Genomic DNA, 16,400 nt, shown 5'->3' on the forward strand with positions numbered 1-16,400 from the left:
GGACCGTAGGGCCCGGAGCCCGATCACCCGCAAGGGCCCCAACTATATTCTGGAAACCATGACAGCTCAGAGCCGCTTTACGCCGCCGTCGGCGGCCACGGAGCACCGGCACGACATCTACGGCCTGCTGTGCCCCGGCCGGGAGATCTTCGAACTGCTCGCCACGAAGTGGGTCGGCCTCGCGATCACCGCCCTTGAGGACGGCCCCCGCCGCTTCGGTGAACTCCGCGCCCGCCTGGAGGGCGTGAGCCCCAAGGTCCTCACCCGGACGCTGCGGCGCCTGGAGGACCACGGCCTGGTGCGCCGCACGGTCTACGCGGAGGTCCCGCCCCGGGTGGAGTACGAACTCACCCCCCTGGGCAGGGGCGCCCTGGAGCCCCTGTCCCACCTCCGCACCTGGATCCGCACGAACACTCACCGCTTCGGCCCCGGGGCGGGGTGAGGGCGCGGCGGGGAATGGAAGGGGAATGGAAACGGCCGGGCCCGGGTTGCACAGACGCGGAGGACGTCTCCGTTTACGTACGATCCAAGGAAGAACCACATGCGCGTCGAGATCTGGAGCGACATCGCCTGCCCCTGGTGCTACGTGGGCAAGGCCCGCTTCGAGAAGGCCCTGCGGGCCTTCGAGCACCAGGACGCCGTGGAGGTGATCCACCGCTCCTTCGAGCTGGACCCGAACCGCCCGAAGGGCGACACGGCCGCCGTGATCCCGATGCTGGCGCAGAAGTACGGCATGACCGAGGACCAGGCGAAGGACGCCGAACGCCGCCTCGGCGACAACGCGGCGGCCGAGGGCCTGGCGTACCGCACCGAGGGCCGCGACCACGGCAACACCTTCGACATGCACCGCCTCCTGCACTTCGCGCGGGAGCAGGGCGGCCAGGACACCCAGGACCGCCTCATCGGCGCGTTCTACCGCGCCAACTTCGCCGAGGAGCGCTCGGTCTTCGACGACGAGCGCCTGATCGCCCTCGCCGCCGACGCCGGCCTGGACGCGGACGCGGCGCGCGCGGTCCTCGCCGACCCCGACGCGTACGCCGACGCGGTCCGCGCCGACGAGCGCGAGGCCGCCGAGCTGGGCGCGAACGGCGTGCCGTTCTTCGTGCTCGACCGGAAGTTCGGCGTCTCCGGCGCCCAGCCCGCCGAGGTGTTCACGCAGGCCCTGGAGCAGGCCTGGGGCGCCCGCTCGCCGCTGACGGTGCTCGCCGACGGCGCGGCCGACGGCGCCGACGGCGAGGCCTGCGGCCCGGACGGCTGCGCGGTGCCGCGGGCCTGACCCGCGCCGTACCGGCCCCGCCGATCCGCGCCGTACGGCATCCGCCCTGGTCGGAGGCCATGAGTAAGCGTCGCTAAGCGGTACGGGTCAGGTATCCGCAATGGACCGGGCCCGACCGAGGCGGCACAGTGACCTCATGGAGACTTCCGGCCAGGGCCCCGTTCCGACCGTCCAGACCGCGTCGCACTCCGCCACGACACCGGCGGCCTTCCAGACGCTCGTACGCTCCGAGTTCACCCCCCGCACCACCTACCTGAACAGCGCGAGCACCGGCCTGCTCCCGGCGCGCGCCGTCCGGGCCATGCACGAGGCGACCCTGTCCGTGGCGGAGGGCCGCCCGGCCGACATGTTCGCGGACGTGGAGGCGGCCCGCGCCGCGTTCGCGCGCCTGGTCGGGGTGGCGCCGAGCCGGGTCGCGGCGGGCGCGTCCGTCGCCGTGTACAGCGGCCTGGTCGCGGCCTCGCTGCCCGCGGGCGCCGAAGTCCTCACCGCCGAGGGCGACTTCAGCTCGACGGTGAACCCCTTCCACATGCGCGCCGACCTCAAGGTCCGCATGGTCCCGCTGGAGCGGATCGCGGAGTCCGTGCGCCCCGGCACCGCCCTGGTCGCGGTCTCTGCGGCGCAGTCGGCGGACGGCCGGATCGTGGACCTGCCCGCGCTGGGCGCCGCGACCCGCGCGCACGGCGCCCGCCTCTACCTGGACGCCTCGCAGGCGACTGGGTGGCTGGACCTCGTCGAGCACATCGCCGACGTGGACTTCCTGGCGTCGGTGGCCTTCAAATGGCTCGCGTGCCCGCGCGGCGTGGCGTTCTTCGTGGTCCCCGACGGCCCCGAGGACCCCGACACCCCCGGAGCCTTCGGGGGTGTGCCCGCGCTGCTCGCGGGCTGGGTCGCGGGGGAGCGCCCCTGGGACAGCTGCTACGGCCCGATCGCCGAACTCGCCCGCTCCGCACGGCGGTTCGACGAGAGCCCGAGCCTGTTCGCGTACGCGGGCGCGCGGCACTCCCTCGCCGTGATCGAGGAGCTGGGCGTGGCCGCGATCCGCGCCCACGACCTCGCGCTCGCGGACCGCTTCCGTGCCGGACTTGCGGCGCTCGGCCACGAGCCGGTGGCCGCGCCGGGATCGCCCATCGTGTCCGTGCCCGGACTCGGAGTCCGGCAGCCGGAGTTGAGCGCGGCGGGCATCGAGGTTTCGGACCGCGCGGGCCAGTTGCGGGCGGCCTTCCACCTGTACAACACGGAGGCCGACGTGGACCGGCTCCTGGAGGTGCTCGGCGAGGGCTGAGGAGCCGGGCGGGCCGGGGCGGGCCGCGTCCGCCCGGCGGCCCGCCGCCCTACCTGCCGAGCGCCGCCCGCCGCCGCGCCTCCTCCGGGCAGTCCGCCGTCTCCACGCAGAGGTTGGCCTCGACCCGGCCGAGCAGCCGGGCCAGCTCCGCCCGCTCGGCGGGGTCGAGGCCGGCGAGGGTGTGGTCCTCCAGCTCACCCCAGGAGCGCCGCACGTCGGTGAGCAGGCCGCAGCTGGAGTCGGTGGCCTCGACGAGCACGGCCCGGCGGTCGTCGGGGTCGGGGCGCCGCCGCACGTGCCCGGCCTGCTCCAGGCGCTGGAGCATCTTGGTGACCGTCGACGGGTCGAGGTCGACGGCCTTGATGAGGTCGGACTGGCGCACCGGGCCCGCGTCCCACAGGTGCATCATCACGAATTCCTGGCCGGGGTAGAGGCCGAGGCCCTTCAGGAGCTTGCCCGCCGCGATCCGGTGCAGCCGGGCCACCCGGCTGATCGTCATGCTGACCGGCCCGTCCTGGGCGGCCAGAGGCAGCCGCTCGCTGCACGCGGGGTCGGCCTGTGCGGCCCCCGCCGTTCCTGTCTCGGCCTGCATCGCAGCTCCTGCCCTTCACCGGTCCGGCCCCGTCCGCCGTCTCCGTCCTCCACCAGTGTCGTCCTGGTTCCCCACCCAGATTAACTTGGTCGGCCAAGGAATGCGCTACAGTGGCTCCCGGTTGAATTACTTGGCCGACCAACTGTCGACCGACCGATCTTCGTACGCCCTGGAGCTGTGATGACCACCGCATTCGACCCGATCGACCTGCACGGCGTGTCCCTCACCAACCGGATCGCCCTGGCACCCATGACCCGCAGCCGGGCGGGCGCGGGCGGCGTCCCCACCGATCTCGTCGCCGAGTACTACGCCCAGCGCGCCGGCGCGGGCCTCATCATCACCGAGGGCGTCCAGCCCTCCGCGGTGGGTCAGGGCTACCCCGACACCCCGGGCCTGCACAGCGCCGAGCAGATCGAGGGCTGGCGCAAGGTCACCGACGCCGTGCACGCCAAGGGCGGCCGGATCTTCGCCCAGCTCATGCACGCGGGCCGCATCGGCCACCCCTCGCTGCTCCCGGACGGCCTGGTGAACGTCGGCCCGTCGCCGATCGCCGCCGTGGGCCAGGTCTACACGCACGAGGGGCCGAAGGACTTCATCACGCCCCGCGAGCTGTCCGGCGACGAGGTGCGCGCCACCATCGGCGAGTTCGTCGAAGCGGCCCGCAACGCCATAGCGGCGGGCTTCGACGGCGTCGAGCTGCACGGCGCCAACGGCTACCTCATCCACCAGTTCCTCGCGCCGGGCTCCAACCAGCGCACCGACGAGTGGGGCGGCTCCCCCGAGAAGCGCATCCGCTTCGCCGTCGAGGTGTCCCGGGCCGTCGCCGCCGAGATCGGCGCCGCGCGCACCGCCATCCGGCTCTCGCCCGGCAACGAGCTCAACGGCATCCACGAGCCCGACCCGGACGAGGCCTACACCGCCCTCGCGAAGGAGCTCGGCGCCCTGGACCTGGCGTACGTGCACGTCATGGAGGTCGGCCCGATCCGCGAGCTCGTCAACACCGTGCGCGAGGAGTTCGGGGGCGTGTTCATCCTGAACCCCTCGACCGAGGAGCCCACCGGACCCGACGACCTGCGCCTGATCGAGGACGGCACCGCCGACATCGTGTCCTTCGGCGCCCTGTTCCTCGCCAACCCGGACCTGCCCGCGCGCCTGAAGGCGGGCGGCCCGTACAACACGCCCGACAAGACGACGTTCTTCGGCGGCGACGCCAGGGGCTACACGGACTACCCGACGCTGACGAGCGCGTGAGCGGCCGCGAGGACCTCTGACGGCGGTGGCCCGGCACCTCTCGGGTGCCGGGCCACCGCCGTCAGCCGCATGTCGGGGCGCGGCAGCCGCGACCGGACCAGTTCATCCGCCCCGGGGCTTCACCCCACCGGCGTGAAGTCCCGCGCCCCGATGTACTCGGGCCGCCGCACCGGTGCCGCGAACGGCTCGACCGCGGTGTTCTCCACGCTGTTGAAGACCAGGAAGACGTTCGAGCGCGGGTAGGGCGTGATGTTGTCGCCGGAGCCGTGCATGGCGTTGCAGTCGAACCAGGTCGCCGAGCCCGCCTCGCCGGTGAACAGGCGGATGCCGTAGTCACCGGCGAGCCTGGTCAGCGCCTCGTCGGACGGCGTGCCCGCGTCCTGCATCTGCAGGGACTTCTTGTAGTTGTCCTTCGGCGTCGCGCCCGCGCAGCCGAGGAACGTCTTGTGCGAGCCGGGCATGATCATGAGCCCGCCGTTGGTGTCGTGGTTCTTGGTGAGCGCGATCGACACCGAGACGGTGCGCATGTTCGCCAGGCCGTCCTCCGCGTGCCAGGTCTCGAAGTCCGAGTGCCAGTAGAAGCCCGACGCCCCGAAGCCCGGCTTGACGTTGATCCGGGACTGGTGGACGTACACGTCGGAGCCGAGGATCTGGCGGGCCCGGCCGACCACGCGCGGGTCGGCGGCGAGGCGGGCGAAGACCTCGCTGATGCGGTGCACCTCGAAGATGGACCGGATCTCCTGGGAGCGCGGCTCGACGATGGAGCGCTCGTTGGCGCGCATCTCTGGGTCGCTCGTCAGGCGCTCCAACTCGGCGTGGTACTCCGCGACTTCCGCGGGCGTGAGCAGCTGCTCGACGGTCCTGAAGCCGTCACGCTCGAACCCCGCCAGGTCCTCGCCGGTGAAGGGCCCCGGCGTACCCGGCGCGGACCACACCACGGGGTCCTTGCGCTCGATGAGCACCTCTTCGGCGCCTCGGGTCGGGTACAGGTCGGCGATTCGTCCGGGTGCGGTGGTCATGGTGTTGCCTGCCTCTCCTCTCTCGTACGGCCCTGTGCGGGATGTCTCTCCGCCCGCCAGTCGCGGCTCACGCCTCCGGCTCGGTCAGCAGCGGGTACACGCCGTTCTCGTCGTGGTCCTCGCGGCCCGTCACCGGCGGGTTGAACACGCACAGGCAGCGGAAGTCCTCCTTGATCCGCATGGTGTGCTTCTCGTGCCCGTCGAGCAGGTACATCGTTCCCGGCGTGATGGTGAACGTCTCGCCGGTCTCGTCGTTGGTCAGCTCGGCGACGCCCTCGGTGCAGACGACGGCCTCGATGTGGTTGGCGTACCACATGCTCGTCTCCGTACCGGCGTAGAGCACGGTCTCGTGCAACGAGAAGCCGACGCGCTCCTTGGCGAGCACGATGCGCTTGCTCTCCCAGGTGCCCGACGCGGCCTTGACGTGCCGGTCGGTGCCTTCAATGTCCTTGAACGAACGGACGATCACGGTCAGTCAGTTCCTCTTCTGTGCGTGCTGTACGGGTGCTGAGTGGGGTACGGGGGCGGGGCCGCCGCGCGGGCGAGCGCTCAGGCGGTCTCGCGGATCGCGCGGGCGAGCGTGCGCAGGCCCTCGTCCAGTTCGTCGGCGGTGATGGTCAGGGCCGGGAGCAGCTTGACGACCTCGCTCTCGGGGCCCGAGGTCTCGATGAGCAGGCCGAGTTCGAAGGCGCGCTTGGCGATGGCGCCCGCGCGCGGCTTGTCGCGGAACTCGATGCCCCACACCAGGCCGCGGCCGCGGTACTCCTCGATGGCGTCGCCGTTCTCGTCGGCGATCGCGACCAGGGCCTGCTCGATCTGCTCGCCGCGGGCCCGGGTCTGCTTCTCCATCGCGGGGCCGTCGGACCAGTACGCCTCCAGGGCGGCGGCGGCCGTCACGAACGCCGGGTTGTTGCCGCGGAAGGTGCCGTTGTGCTCGCCCGGCTCCCACACGTCGAGCTCCGGCTTGAACAGGCAGAGCGACATGGGCAGTCCGTAGCCGCTGATGGACTTGGACACCGTCACGATGTCCGGCACGATGCCCGCCTCCTCGAAGGAGAAGAACGCGCCGGTGCGGCCGCAGCCCATCTGGATGTCGTCGACGATCAGGAGCATGTCCTGGCGGCGGCAGAGGTCGGCCAGCGAGCGCAGCCACTCGGCGCGCGCGACGTTGATGCCGCCCTCGCCCTGCACGGTCTCCACGATCACCGCGGCGGGCTTGTTCAGGCCCGAGCCCTGGTCCTCCAGAAGCCGCTCGAACCAGAGGAAGTCCGGCATCGAGTCGTCGAGGTAGTGGTCGAAGGGCATCGGCGTGCCGTGCACCAGCGGGATGCCCGCGCCCGCCCGCTTGAAGGCGTTGCCGGTCACCGCGAGCGAGCCCAGCGACATGCCGTGGAAGGCGTTGGTGAAGGACACGATCGACTCGCGGCCCTTGACCTTGCGGGCCAGCTTAAGTGCGGACTCCACCGCGTTGGTGCCCGTCGGGCCCGGGAACATGACCTTGTACGGCAGGTCGCGCGGACGCAGGATCAGGTTCTGGAACGACTCCAGGAACGCGCGCTTGGCCGTCGTCGACATGTCGAGGCCGTGGGTGACGCCGTCGCGCTCCAGGTAGTCGATGAGGGCGCGTTTGAGGACCGGGTTGTTGTGGCCGTAGTTGAGCGAGCCGGCCCCGGCGAAGAAGTCGAGGTACTCATGACCGTCCTCGTCGAACATGCGGCTGCCCTGCGCGCGGTCGAAGACAGTGGGCCAACCGCGGCAGTAGCTGCGCACCTCCGACTCCAGGGTCTCGAAGACGCTCAGGTCGGGCTGGGTGATGGTCACAGCGAATCTCCTGGGAGACGGATTGATCGTGAGGGGTTCTGAGTGGACTGGGATCGTGCCGGGGGCGATTGACGGTGCGTCAGGCCCACGGGTGCGGCTGCCGGGCCGGTCAGCGAAAGAGCGGGGCGATGGCGTACAGGACCTCGGGCTCGTGCCCGCCGTCGTCGCCGGGAAACAGGGCCGCGTCGAACAGCACGGTCCGCTCGACGCGCGCGCCGTGGCGCTTGGCGAACGAGGTGAACAGGCGCTCGGAGGCGGTGTTGCCCGGGGAGATGGTGGTCTCCAGGGCGTCGAACCCGGGGTGGGCGGCGACCTTGGCGGCGAGCCCGTCGAGCAGCGCACCGGCGAGGCCGCGGCCACGCTGCGCGTGGTCGACGGCCACCTGCCAGACCACCAGGGTGCGGGGCTTGTCGGGGCGGACGTAGCCGGTGATGAAGCCGACGATCGCGCCGTCCGCATCCCTGGCCACGGCGGATGTCGCCGCGAAGTCGCGGCACCACAGCAGGTAGCTGTACGAGGAGTTCAGGTCGAGGACCTTCGAGTCGCGGGCGATCCGCCAGATCGCGGCGCCGTCGGCGACGTCCGGGGTGTCGAGCCGCAGGCCCTCGGGCATTTCAAGGAATTGCGCTTGCAGGTCGGTCGGTAGATCGGCTTGTGCAGCGGTCATGCGGATTGAATTTACCGAGCAATTTCTGGGATTGCATCGGGGGAAGGGGTTACGCGCGGCGCTCTCGTGTGTTATCACGCAGGCGCGGGCGCCCGCACGAATGGCCGGGGTTTTGTGGGGGTATTGCCGGATTTATTTCCGACAAAACGGCCTTGCTGTGGAGTGCGTCACAGCAACGTAATCCCTGCGAGACGTGCCCGAATTACGACGTTTGACGATGGCGAAACCTTAGTGTTTAGGGCCTCGAAAAGCGGGCAGAAGAATACGGGAAGCTGCACTCATAAAGAATTCATGAAAGCGCTCGGGGTAATTGCCCTGGAGCGCTTTGCCGCAGTGCGCGCATCGTGTTTTCGGCGGGTGCCGGACGGGCTGTCCCGTTCGTGGTGCGGCAGGCACGAACAGCCCGTCCGGCGTTCGAGGGCGAGCGCGGAGTGCGATCGGCGCTCACCCAGGCCTACGCCCAGGCGTGGGTGACGGCGCGCCGAGCGGCCTCCAGGTCCACGGCGAGCCCCACCTCGCCCATCGCCGCACCGAGCGCCGCCAGCGACGCGTGCACCACGCCGCGCGTCGCGTCCGGGCCGTAGTGGTTGACGCGGATCATCTCCTTGGCCAGCGTGCCCCCGCCCGCCACCAGCGGAAGCACCGGGTCGGCGGCCAGCGCCCGCGCCACCAGGTCGGAGGCGTCGACGCCCCGCGGCGCCCGCAGCGTCGTCGCCACCGGCGCGGCGTCCGCGGCCTCGTACACGTACGGCTCCAGGCCCCCGCCGAGCGCGAGGGCGCCCGCGCGCGTCGCCGTCGCCGCCGTCGCGTGCCGCCGCATCAGCGCCTCCAGGCCCTCCGCCTCGATGCGCTCCACACACGCCTCCAGGGCCAGCATCTCCAGCTGCGCCGGGGCGTGCAGGAGGGCCTTGCGGCCGCCGTCGATCCACCGCTCCTTCCAGTCGAGGAGGGAGAGGTACGAACGGCGCGGGGCCTCGGGATTGGCCGCCATGCGCTCCCAGGCGCGCTCGCTCACCGACACCGCCGAGACGCCCGCGGGGCCGCCCATCGCCTTCTGCGCGCCGATCACGCACAGGTCCACGCCCCACGCGTCCGGAAGGAGCGGCTCGGCGGCCACCGAGGCCACCGCGTCCAGCATGAACAGCGCGCCGTGCGCCCGTACGACCTCCCCGATCTCCGCCACCGGGTTGGTGTTGCCGGTCGCGGCCTCCGCGTGCACCAGGGACACGAAGTCGATGTCCGGGTGCTCCGCGAAGGCCGCCTCGACCTGTGCGGCCGTCACGGCGGTGTGGAACGGCACCGCGAGGTCGACGACGCTCGCGCCGCAGTCCCGCAGCCAGTTCCCGAAGGTCTGCCCGTACGGACCGGTGATCACGTTCAGGGCCTTCGTGCCGGTCCTCGCGGCGCCCCGGATGCAGCCCTCCAGGGGAAGCAGCGCCTCGCCCTGCATGATCACGACGTCCTGCCGGGTGTCCAGGAGCCGGGCCACCCGGTCCTCGATGGCGGCGAAGTGCGCGGCGCCGAGCGGCGTCAGGTCAAGGAAGGGGTGCGTCACGCTGCTGCTCGCTTCGGTAACTCGGTAACGGGGCCTCTACGGCGGGTCGGTGCGGCGGCCGCGGGCCTCGGCCCGGGGTCGCCCGCCGTCGAGCGTACCCACTGCCCCCGTCAGCCCTGTCGCCTCCCACGCTGCTGTCTAAGCTGACGCACATGAGCGAACGCGCGGTGCTGCACGTGAAGGGGCGGGTGCTCGTAGGGCCCGAGGACGTACGCGACGAGCTGTGGGTGGTCGGCGGGCGGGTGACCTACCGGCGGCCCGCGTCGGCCGCCGGTAGGGACACCGTGACCGTGCGGGGGTGGGCGCTGCCCGGCCTCGTCGACGCGCACTGCCACGTCGGCCTCGACGCCCACGGGCCCGTCGCGCCGGACGTCGCCGAGAAGCAGGCCCTCACCGACCGCGACGCGGGCACCCTGCTCCTGCGCGACGCGGGCTCGCCCTCCGACACCCGCTGGATCGACGACCGCGAGGACCTGCCGAAGATCATCCGCGCCGGGCGGCACATCGCGCGCACCCGCCGCTACATCCGCAACTACGCCCACGAGATCGAGCCCGACGACCTCGTCGCCTACGTCGCCCGCGAGGCGCGGCGCGGCGACGGCTGGGTCAAGCTCGTCGGCGACTGGATCGACCGCGACGCCGGTGACCTCACCGCCTGCTGGCCGCGCGGTGCCGTCGAGGCCGCCATCGCCGAGGCCCACCGGCTCGGGGCCCGCGTCACCGCCCACTGCTTCGCCGAGGACTCCCTGCGGGACCTCGTCGAGGCCGGGATCGACTGCGTCGAGCACGCCACCGGGCTCACCGAGGACACCATCCCCCTCTTCGCCTCCCGCGGCGTCGCCATCGTGCCCACCCTCGTCAACATCGCCACCTTCCCGCGGCTCGCCGACGGCGGCGAGGCGAAGTTCCCCCGCTGGTCCGCCCACATGCGCCGACTGCACGCCCGGCGCTACGACACCGTCCGTGCCGCCTACGACGCCGGTGTCCCCGTCTACGCCGGCACCGACGCCGGTGGCGCCCTCGCCCACGGCCTCATCGCCGGTGAGGTCGCCGAGCTCACCAAGGCGGGCATCCCGCCCGTCGAGGCACTGTCCGCCGCGGTGTGGCGTGCCCGTTCCTGGCTGGGGCGCCCCGGGCTCGTCGAGGGGGCTCCGGCTGACCTCGTCGTGTACGCGGAGGATCCGCGGGCCGATGTGCGGGTGCTGGCCGCGCCCTCCGCGGTGGTGGTGAACGGGAGGGTGGTGGGCTGAGGCGGGGGCCTTGCCGGGGCTGACGCCGGAGGAGCTGTCCATGGCGCCGGTGCGGCAGGGCTTCAGCCCGTCCGGCGCTTGAGGACGAGGCGCGAAGCGCCGATCCGGCGGGGGCCGTCCCACCCGTACGGGACACCCGCCCCTGGGGGCCGGGGGCGGAGCCCCGGTTACGGGCAGGGGCGGGGTCGGGGCGCCTCCGGCAGGACCTCCAACGGCGCGCGGCCGGGGCGCAGGGCACCGTCCATGACGTAGCCCTCGGGGCGGGAGGCCAGTTCGGTGGTGAGGCGGGTGCGCCAGCGGGCCACCGAGTCCGGGCGGGACGGGGCCAGGTCGTGGCGTTCCTGGGGATCGTCGGCCAGGTCGAAGAGCTGGTCGTGGCCGCTCCCGGAGAACCACACGTACTTCTCGCGCCCGTCGGTGAGCCACTGCACGGACTCCCCGAAGAGGGTGTGCTCGCCGTGGAGCCAGGGCCGGGGCGAGGGAAGGGGCTCGCCCCGGGCCGCGGGGAGGAGGCTGTGGCCGTCGAGGCCGCCCGGCACGGGCAGCCCCGCGCAGTCGAGCAACGTCGGCATGACGTCCCGCAGTTCGGCGAGGGAGCCGGAGACGACCCCGCCCGGGGGCAGCGCGCCGGGCGGCCCGGCGAGCAGCAGGGGTACCCGGGCGGACCCCTCGTAGGGGTAGGCCTTGCGCCACAGCCGGTGCTCACCGAGCATCTCGCCGTGGTCGGAGGTGAAGCACACCCACGTGTCGTCCCCGAGCCCGAACTCGGCGAGCGCGGTGAGGAAGCGATGGAGCTGCTGGTCGATGTGGGCCATGTGGCCGTAGTAGCCGGCCCGCGCGCGGCGGACGGTGTCGGGGGAGTGGACCGCGGAGTTGGCGTCGGCCCGGCTGTCGTCGCGCCAGTGGGCGAGCGCGTCGGCCCAGTCACCGACCACGGGATCCTCCTGGGGCACGCCGAGGAACTGCTCGAAGGCCCAGGCGGGCGGATCGTACGGCGGATGGGGCCGGTGGAAGGAGAGGTGCAGGAGGAACGGGGAGGTGACGTCGCGGCGGTACAGGAAGTCGATGGCCTCGGTCACCACCCAGTTGGTGGGGTGCAGCCGCTCGGCCCGGGGCCAGGGACGGGCCACGACGCTGTTGCAGTCGAGCCCGGTGTCGGCGTAGTCGGCCCCGGCCCGCTCACCGGGCTGTCGTTCGAGCCAGGACAGGTAGTCGTCGTGGAAGCGAGGGTCGACGCGGCGGTCCCGGGCGGCGTGCAAGTACCCGTCGTGCAGGGTCACTTCGTCAAAGCCGATGCGATTGCGCTCCGGGAAGGCGTGCAACTTGCCGATGGCGCGCGTCTGGTAGCCGTGGCGGCCGAACTCCGAGGCCAGCGTGACCGGGTACTCCCACGGCACGCCGTCCCGGTAGCCGGTGCGGCGGTGCGAGGTCTGCGCGAGGCCGGTGTGCAGGGCCGCGCGGGCCGGGATGCACGACGGCACGGCGGAGTACGCCTTCTCGAACCGGGCGCCGCGCCCCGCGAGCTGGTCCAGGTAGGGCGTGCGGACCACGGGGTGCCCGGCGGCGGACAGACAGTCGCCGCGCCACTGGTCGGCGGTGATCAGGACGACATTGCGAGGCATGCGGCTCCTGTTGACGGAGAGTGACGCGACGGGATCCGGCTCGTTGTACGTAACTTTGCCGCGACCCCGGCTGTCAACGTGACGATCACGCTTGTCACCGGCACGTGCGGGATGCGAGAGGTCCGAGGGAACGCCCGTGCCGCCGGATTCGAATGCATCAGCGGAAACCTCTCCTTGGGGTGAACTCACGCCACGTTGCTGCCTGTTCACTCTCAGTGCGTAAAGATTCCGGGAGTCGGGAGGGCGCCGCCAGGCGCATCCCCGGCATCCCTGGTGCCGCGCGCACGCGATGTCCCCGTGTGGCGTGCGCGGTCGGTACTTCCGTGACTCATGTGGGGGTTCCACCACCTTGACCAGCAACGCCTTCCGCAGACTGCCCGGGCGCCGCATCGGCGCGCTCACCGCCGCCACCGTCGTCGCCGCGGGCTCCACGGCGCTCGCCGCCACGGGCACCGCGCACGCCACCGACGACCACCGCGGCGGCCGCGCCGACGCCGTCGTCCTGCGCACCGGACTCAACGTCTCCCTGCTCAACAAGACCGTGAACCTGCCGCTGAACGCCGTCCTCAACGAGGTGTCCGCCCCCGCGAGCGCCGAGAAGACCGCGCTCACCGTGAAGCTGGACGGCGTGGACGGAGGCCGCCCCTTCAGCGTGCTGCGCGCCGACGTCGCGACCGCGCGGGCCACCGTGAAGGGCGGCACGGCGCAGGGCTACAGCAACGTCGCCCGCGCGAAGGTGAACCTGCCCGGACTGCCGATGCTGCCCCTCGTCGAGGTCGACCAGGTGACGTCCAAGGCCCTGTGCGTGTCCGGCAAGCGGCCCGTGGCCGAGTCCAAGCTGCTCGGCGGGGTGACGGTGCTCGGCAAGCGCGTCTCCGTGAAGGCCTCCGGCACCACCCAGGTGTCCGTCCCCGGCGTCGGAGACGTCCGGCTCGACCTGTCGTCGGCGCGCACCACGTCCCGTACGGCCGCCGCGGTCGCCCTGCGTCTCAAGGTGTCCGTCGACCCGCTGAAGCTCGGTGTCGCGGCGGTCGACGGCACCGTCACCCTGGCCGGCGCCACCTGCACCACCCCCGGGCCGGGGCCCAAGCCCCTGCCCGAGCCGCAGAAGGCCGACCCCGCCCCGCAGGGCAGGCCCGCGGAGCCGGTGGCCGCCAAGAAGGAGGCCCCCGACGACAACCTCGCCGAGACCGGCGGCAGTTCGTCCACCCCGTACGTGGCCGGGGGAGCGGTGGCCCTGGTCCTCGCCGGGGGCGGCGCCCTCGTCCTGACGCGTCGCCGCCACCGCTGAGCCGGACCCCGGCCGGGGTGCCGACGCCCCGGCCGGGGCCTGCCGGAGGCTCCCCGGCCCCGCCCCTTCCCGAAACCGGGGGCGCGGCCCCCGGCCCCCGGGGTGGGTGTCCCACCCGAAGGGAGCACCCGCCAAGGAAACACCCACCCCCGGCCTCAGGGCCCCCCGGCCAGAACCCCTCGCAACGCCCCCAGAAACGCGTCCGTCGTCCCCCGGTCCCGCACCGCCACCCGAAGCCACCGCGCCCCGAGCCCCGGAAACGTATCGCCACGCCGCACGGCGAACCCCCGCTCCCGCAACCGCTCCCGCACCACGAGCCCGTCGGCCACCCGCACAAGGACGAACGGCCCCGCCGCGGGCCCCGCCACCGACACCCCGGGCAACTGCCCCAGCCCGTCCACCAGATACCGCCGCTCGGCGGCGACCCGGTGGGCCACATGGCCCGCCTCCGCGAGCGCGCGCGGCGACACACACGCCTCCGCGGCGGCGAGCGCGGGCGACGACACCGGCCACAGCGGCTGCGCGCGGGACAGCTCGGCGACGACAGCCGGTTCGGCGAGGACGTAGCCGATGCGCAGCCCGGCGAGACCCCACGTCTTCGTGAGGCTCCGCAGCACCACGAGCCCGGGCACGTCGACCCGCCCCGCGAGGGCTTCGCGCTCGCCCGGCACGGCGTCCATGAACGCCTCGTCCACCACGAGGACCCGCCCCGGCCGGGCGAGCCGGACGACGTCGGCGGCGCGGTGCAGCACCGAGGTGGGGTTCGTGGGATTGCCGATCACGACGAGGTCCGCGTCATCGGGCACCAGACCCGGATCGAGGCGGAACCCGTCCGAGGGCCGCAGCAGCACCCGACCCACCGTGTGCCCGGCGTCCCGCAGCGCGGCCTCCGGCTCGGTGAACTGGGGATGCACCACCACGGGCCGCCGCACCCGCAGCGCCCGCGCGAGCAGCACGAACGCCTCGGCGGCCCCCGAGGTGAGCAGCACCCGCTCCGGCGGGACCCCGTGCCGCGCCGCCACCGCGGCCCGCGCCGCCCGCCCGTCCGGGTAGGCGGCGAGCCCGTCGAGCGAGTCGGCGACACACTGCTTCAGCCACGCGGGCGGCGTACCGGCACGGACGTTGACGGCCAGGTCCACCAGATCGCCCTCGCCCCGCACCTCCACGTCCCCGTGGTGACGCAGGTCGACGTCGGCCACCGCCGGGCCGCTCACGACCCCGGCCTCAGTGGGAGTGCGCATGGCTTCCGTGGTGGTCGTGCCCGTGGCCATGGCCGTGTCCGTGCCCGTGGTGGTGACCGTCGTCGTCCGGGTGGAAGTGCGGCTGCTGCGGCAGCCCCACCTTGTCCTCGAAGCCCGGCAGCGCCACCCGGTACACACAGGTGTCGCAGTTCATCCGCAGGTCTCCGCCCACGGCCTCCCGGTACCGCTCCATGACCAGCTCGACCAGCTCCTCCTCGGGGCCGATCACATCGGCGGACCGCACCTCCACGTCGGGGTGCGCGGACGCCCAGCCGTCGGTCTGCTGCCGCACCCGGTCCGGCAGGATCCCGGTGAACAGGAAGTACGGCAGGACCACGATGCGCCGCGCGCCGAGTGCCACGCACCGGTCGAGCCCCGACGGCACGTCGGGCGCGGCCAGCGACACGAACGCCGTCTCCACGCCCGCGTACCCGCGGCCCTCCCACAGCAGCCGCGCCGCCTTGAACACCTCGGAGTTGGCGTCGGGATCCGTCGAGCCGCGCCCCACCAGGAGCACGGTGACGTCGGCCCGGTCCTCCGGCGTGCGCACCGAGTCGCCGAGCGCCTCGTCCAGGCGCCGCTCCAGGACCTTCAGGATCGAGGGGTGCGGGCCCAGCGGACGGCCGTAGGAGTACGAGATGCCGGGGTGGCGCTCCTTCTCGCGGGTCAGCGCGGCCGGGATGTCGCCCTTGGCGTGCCCGGCGGACACCAGCATCAGCGGCACCGCCGCGAACCGTTTCACGCCCCGCTCGACGAGTTCGGTCACGGCTTCGCCGAGCGGCGGCGGCGACAGCTCGATGAAGCCGCCCGCGACGGGCAGTTCGGGGTTGCGGCGCGCCAGCTCCTCGACGAAGTCGCGGAACGCCGCGGCTCCGGCGTCGTCACGGGTGCCGTGGCCGGCGATGAGCAGTGCGGGCGGGGTGGTCACGTGTTCTCCTCGGGTCGGATCCCGGCGCCCGGCGCCGGGGGGTGGTACAGCAGGGCGTTCAGAGCGGCCGACGCGACCGCCGAACCCCCCTTCTCGGACACGTTGCTGACGGCGGGAAGCCCGCTTGCGCGGAGCGCCTCCTTGGACTCGACGGCGCCGACGAAGCCGACCGGAAGGCCGATCACGAGCGCGGGCCTGGCGTCGAGCAGCAGCAGTTCCTCCAGGGCGGTGGGCGCGCAGCCGATCACCCAGAGCGCGCCGGGACCGACCTGTTCGTACGCGAGCCGCACCGCGTGCGCCGAACGCGTCAGATCGGGGCCGGACGTGGCGTCCTTGAGCCTGCACACGGTCTCGCGCCGCGTGATCCCGGCGGCGACCATCTCCACGTCCACCACGACGGGCGCGCCCGCGTGCAGGGCGGCGTGGCCGCGTACCAGCGACTCCTCGTCCGTCACCAGGTCCCGCGCGTAGTCCAGGTCCGCCGCGGAGTGGATGACGCGCTCCACGACGGCCCGCGTCAGCGGCGGGAAGTGAGAGGTGTCGAGCCGGGAGCGCAGCCGCCGGAACGACTCCCGCTCGATGGGGTGCACCACGCGTTCCAC

Annotated in this window: 16 protein-coding genes; 6 read left to right on the forward strand and 10 right to left on the reverse strand. The window is 72.9% G+C overall.

Annotated features, from left to right (window positions below; genetic code table 11):
- Positions 1-58 precede the first annotated feature (58 nt).
- The 3 genes from QUY26_RS31000 (at position 59) to QUY26_RS31010 (ending at position 2,561) form a co-directional block, all read left to right on the forward strand.
- On the forward strand, positions 59-442 hold the full coding sequence (locus QUY26_RS31000; protein ID WP_289952496.1) for a winged helix-turn-helix transcriptional regulator: 384 nt from the start codon (positions 59-61) through the stop codon (positions 440-442).
- A gap of 99 nt (positions 443-541) precedes the next feature.
- A complete protein-coding gene (locus QUY26_RS31005) occupies positions 542-1,276 on the forward strand; it encodes a DsbA family oxidoreductase (protein WP_289952501.1) in 735 nt (244 codons plus the stop codon).
- 136 nt (positions 1,277-1,412) lie between these two features.
- On the forward strand, positions 1,413-2,561 hold the full coding sequence (locus QUY26_RS31010) for an aminotransferase class V-fold PLP-dependent enzyme (protein WP_289952503.1): 1,149 nt from the start codon (positions 1,413-1,415) through the stop codon (positions 2,559-2,561).
- A gap of 49 nt (positions 2,562-2,610) precedes the next feature.
- Here QUY26_RS31010 and QUY26_RS31015 read toward each other — a convergent pair whose 3' ends face one another.
- Positions 2,611-3,153, reverse strand: a complete 543-nt coding sequence (locus QUY26_RS31015; RefSeq protein ID WP_289952506.1) for a MarR family winged helix-turn-helix transcriptional regulator — start codon at positions 3,151-3,153, stop codon at positions 2,611-2,613.
- A gap of 180 nt (positions 3,154-3,333) precedes the next feature.
- Here QUY26_RS31015 and QUY26_RS31020 point away from each other — a divergent pair, with 180 nt between their 5' ends.
- Entirely contained in the window at positions 3,334-4,404 is a 1,071-nt protein-coding gene (locus tag QUY26_RS31020) for an alkene reductase (protein WP_289952508.1), read from the forward strand.
- Positions 4,405-4,523: 119 nt separating this feature from the next.
- Here the strand turns inward: QUY26_RS31020 and thpD are convergent, their stop codons facing one another.
- The 5 genes from thpD to QUY26_RS31045 form a co-directional block, all read right to left on the reverse strand.
- Positions 4,524-5,423, reverse strand: coding sequence for an ectoine hydroxylase (thpD, locus tag QUY26_RS31025; protein ID WP_289952510.1), 900 nt, complete (start codon positions 5,421-5,423; stop codon positions 4,524-4,526).
- Between the two features lie 67 nt (positions 5,424-5,490).
- Entirely contained in the window at positions 5,491-5,892 is a 402-nt protein-coding gene (locus tag QUY26_RS31030) for an ectoine synthase (RefSeq protein WP_190116602.1), read from the reverse strand.
- Positions 5,893-5,972: 80 nt separating this feature from the next.
- Positions 5,973-7,244, reverse strand: coding sequence for a diaminobutyrate--2-oxoglutarate transaminase (gene ectB, locus QUY26_RS31035; RefSeq protein WP_289952516.1), 1,272 nt, complete (start codon positions 7,242-7,244; stop codon positions 5,973-5,975).
- A 109-nt stretch (positions 7,245-7,353) separates the two neighbouring features.
- On the reverse strand, positions 7,354-7,911 hold the full coding sequence (ectA, locus tag QUY26_RS31040; RefSeq protein ID WP_289952518.1) for a diaminobutyrate acetyltransferase: 558 nt from the start codon (positions 7,909-7,911) through the stop codon (positions 7,354-7,356).
- A gap of 454 nt (positions 7,912-8,365) precedes the next feature.
- A complete protein-coding gene (locus QUY26_RS31045; RefSeq protein ID WP_289952519.1) occupies positions 8,366-9,466 on the reverse strand; it encodes a pyridoxal-phosphate-dependent aminotransferase family protein in 1,101 nt (366 codons plus the stop codon).
- Positions 9,467-9,618: 152 nt separating this feature from the next.
- Here QUY26_RS31045 and QUY26_RS31050 point away from each other — a divergent pair, with 152 nt between their 5' ends.
- Entirely contained in the window at positions 9,619-10,716 is a 1,098-nt protein-coding gene (locus QUY26_RS31050; protein WP_289952520.1) for an amidohydrolase family protein, read from the forward strand.
- A gap of 167 nt (positions 10,717-10,883) precedes the next feature.
- Here QUY26_RS31050 and QUY26_RS31055 read toward each other — a convergent pair whose 3' ends face one another.
- The gene (locus QUY26_RS31055; RefSeq protein ID WP_289952521.1) at positions 10,884-12,338 is read right to left on the reverse strand and encodes an arylsulfatase; all 1,455 of its coding nucleotides are present in this window, start codon (positions 12,336-12,338) and stop codon (positions 10,884-10,886) included.
- Between the two features lie 349 nt (positions 12,339-12,687).
- Between QUY26_RS31055 and QUY26_RS31060 the strand changes: the two genes are divergently transcribed.
- Entirely contained in the window at positions 12,688-13,629 is a 942-nt protein-coding gene (locus tag QUY26_RS31060) for an SCO1860 family LAETG-anchored protein (RefSeq protein WP_289952522.1), read from the forward strand.
- Between the two features lie 155 nt (positions 13,630-13,784).
- Here the strand turns inward: QUY26_RS31060 and cobC are convergent, their stop codons facing one another.
- Genes cobC through QUY26_RS31075 form a run of 3 tightly spaced genes read right to left on the reverse strand, consistent with a single transcriptional unit; the run spans position 13,785 to position 16,400 of the window.
- Positions 13,785-14,870 carry an Rv2231c family pyridoxal phosphate-dependent protein CobC gene (gene cobC / locus QUY26_RS31065; RefSeq protein ID WP_289952523.1) on the reverse strand — a complete coding sequence of 362 codons (1,086 nt, stop codon included), beginning with the start codon at positions 14,868-14,870 and terminating at the stop codon, positions 13,785-13,787.
- Positions 14,854-15,798, reverse strand: a complete 945-nt coding sequence (locus QUY26_RS31070) for a sirohydrochlorin chelatase (protein WP_289952524.1) — start codon at positions 15,796-15,798, stop codon at positions 14,854-14,856. The genes cobC and QUY26_RS31070 overlap by 17 nt, the downstream gene beginning before the upstream one ends.
- Positions 15,795-16,400 carry a precorrin-8X methylmutase gene (locus tag QUY26_RS31075; protein WP_289956195.1) on the reverse strand — a complete coding sequence of 202 codons (606 nt, stop codon included), beginning with the start codon at positions 16,398-16,400 and terminating at the stop codon, positions 15,795-15,797. The genes QUY26_RS31070 and QUY26_RS31075 overlap by 4 nt, the downstream gene beginning before the upstream one ends.

The organism is Streptomyces flavofungini, from assembly GCF_030388665.1.
Taxonomy (GTDB): Bacteria; Actinomycetota; Actinomycetes; order Streptomycetales; family Streptomycetaceae; genus Streptomyces; species Streptomyces flavofungini_A.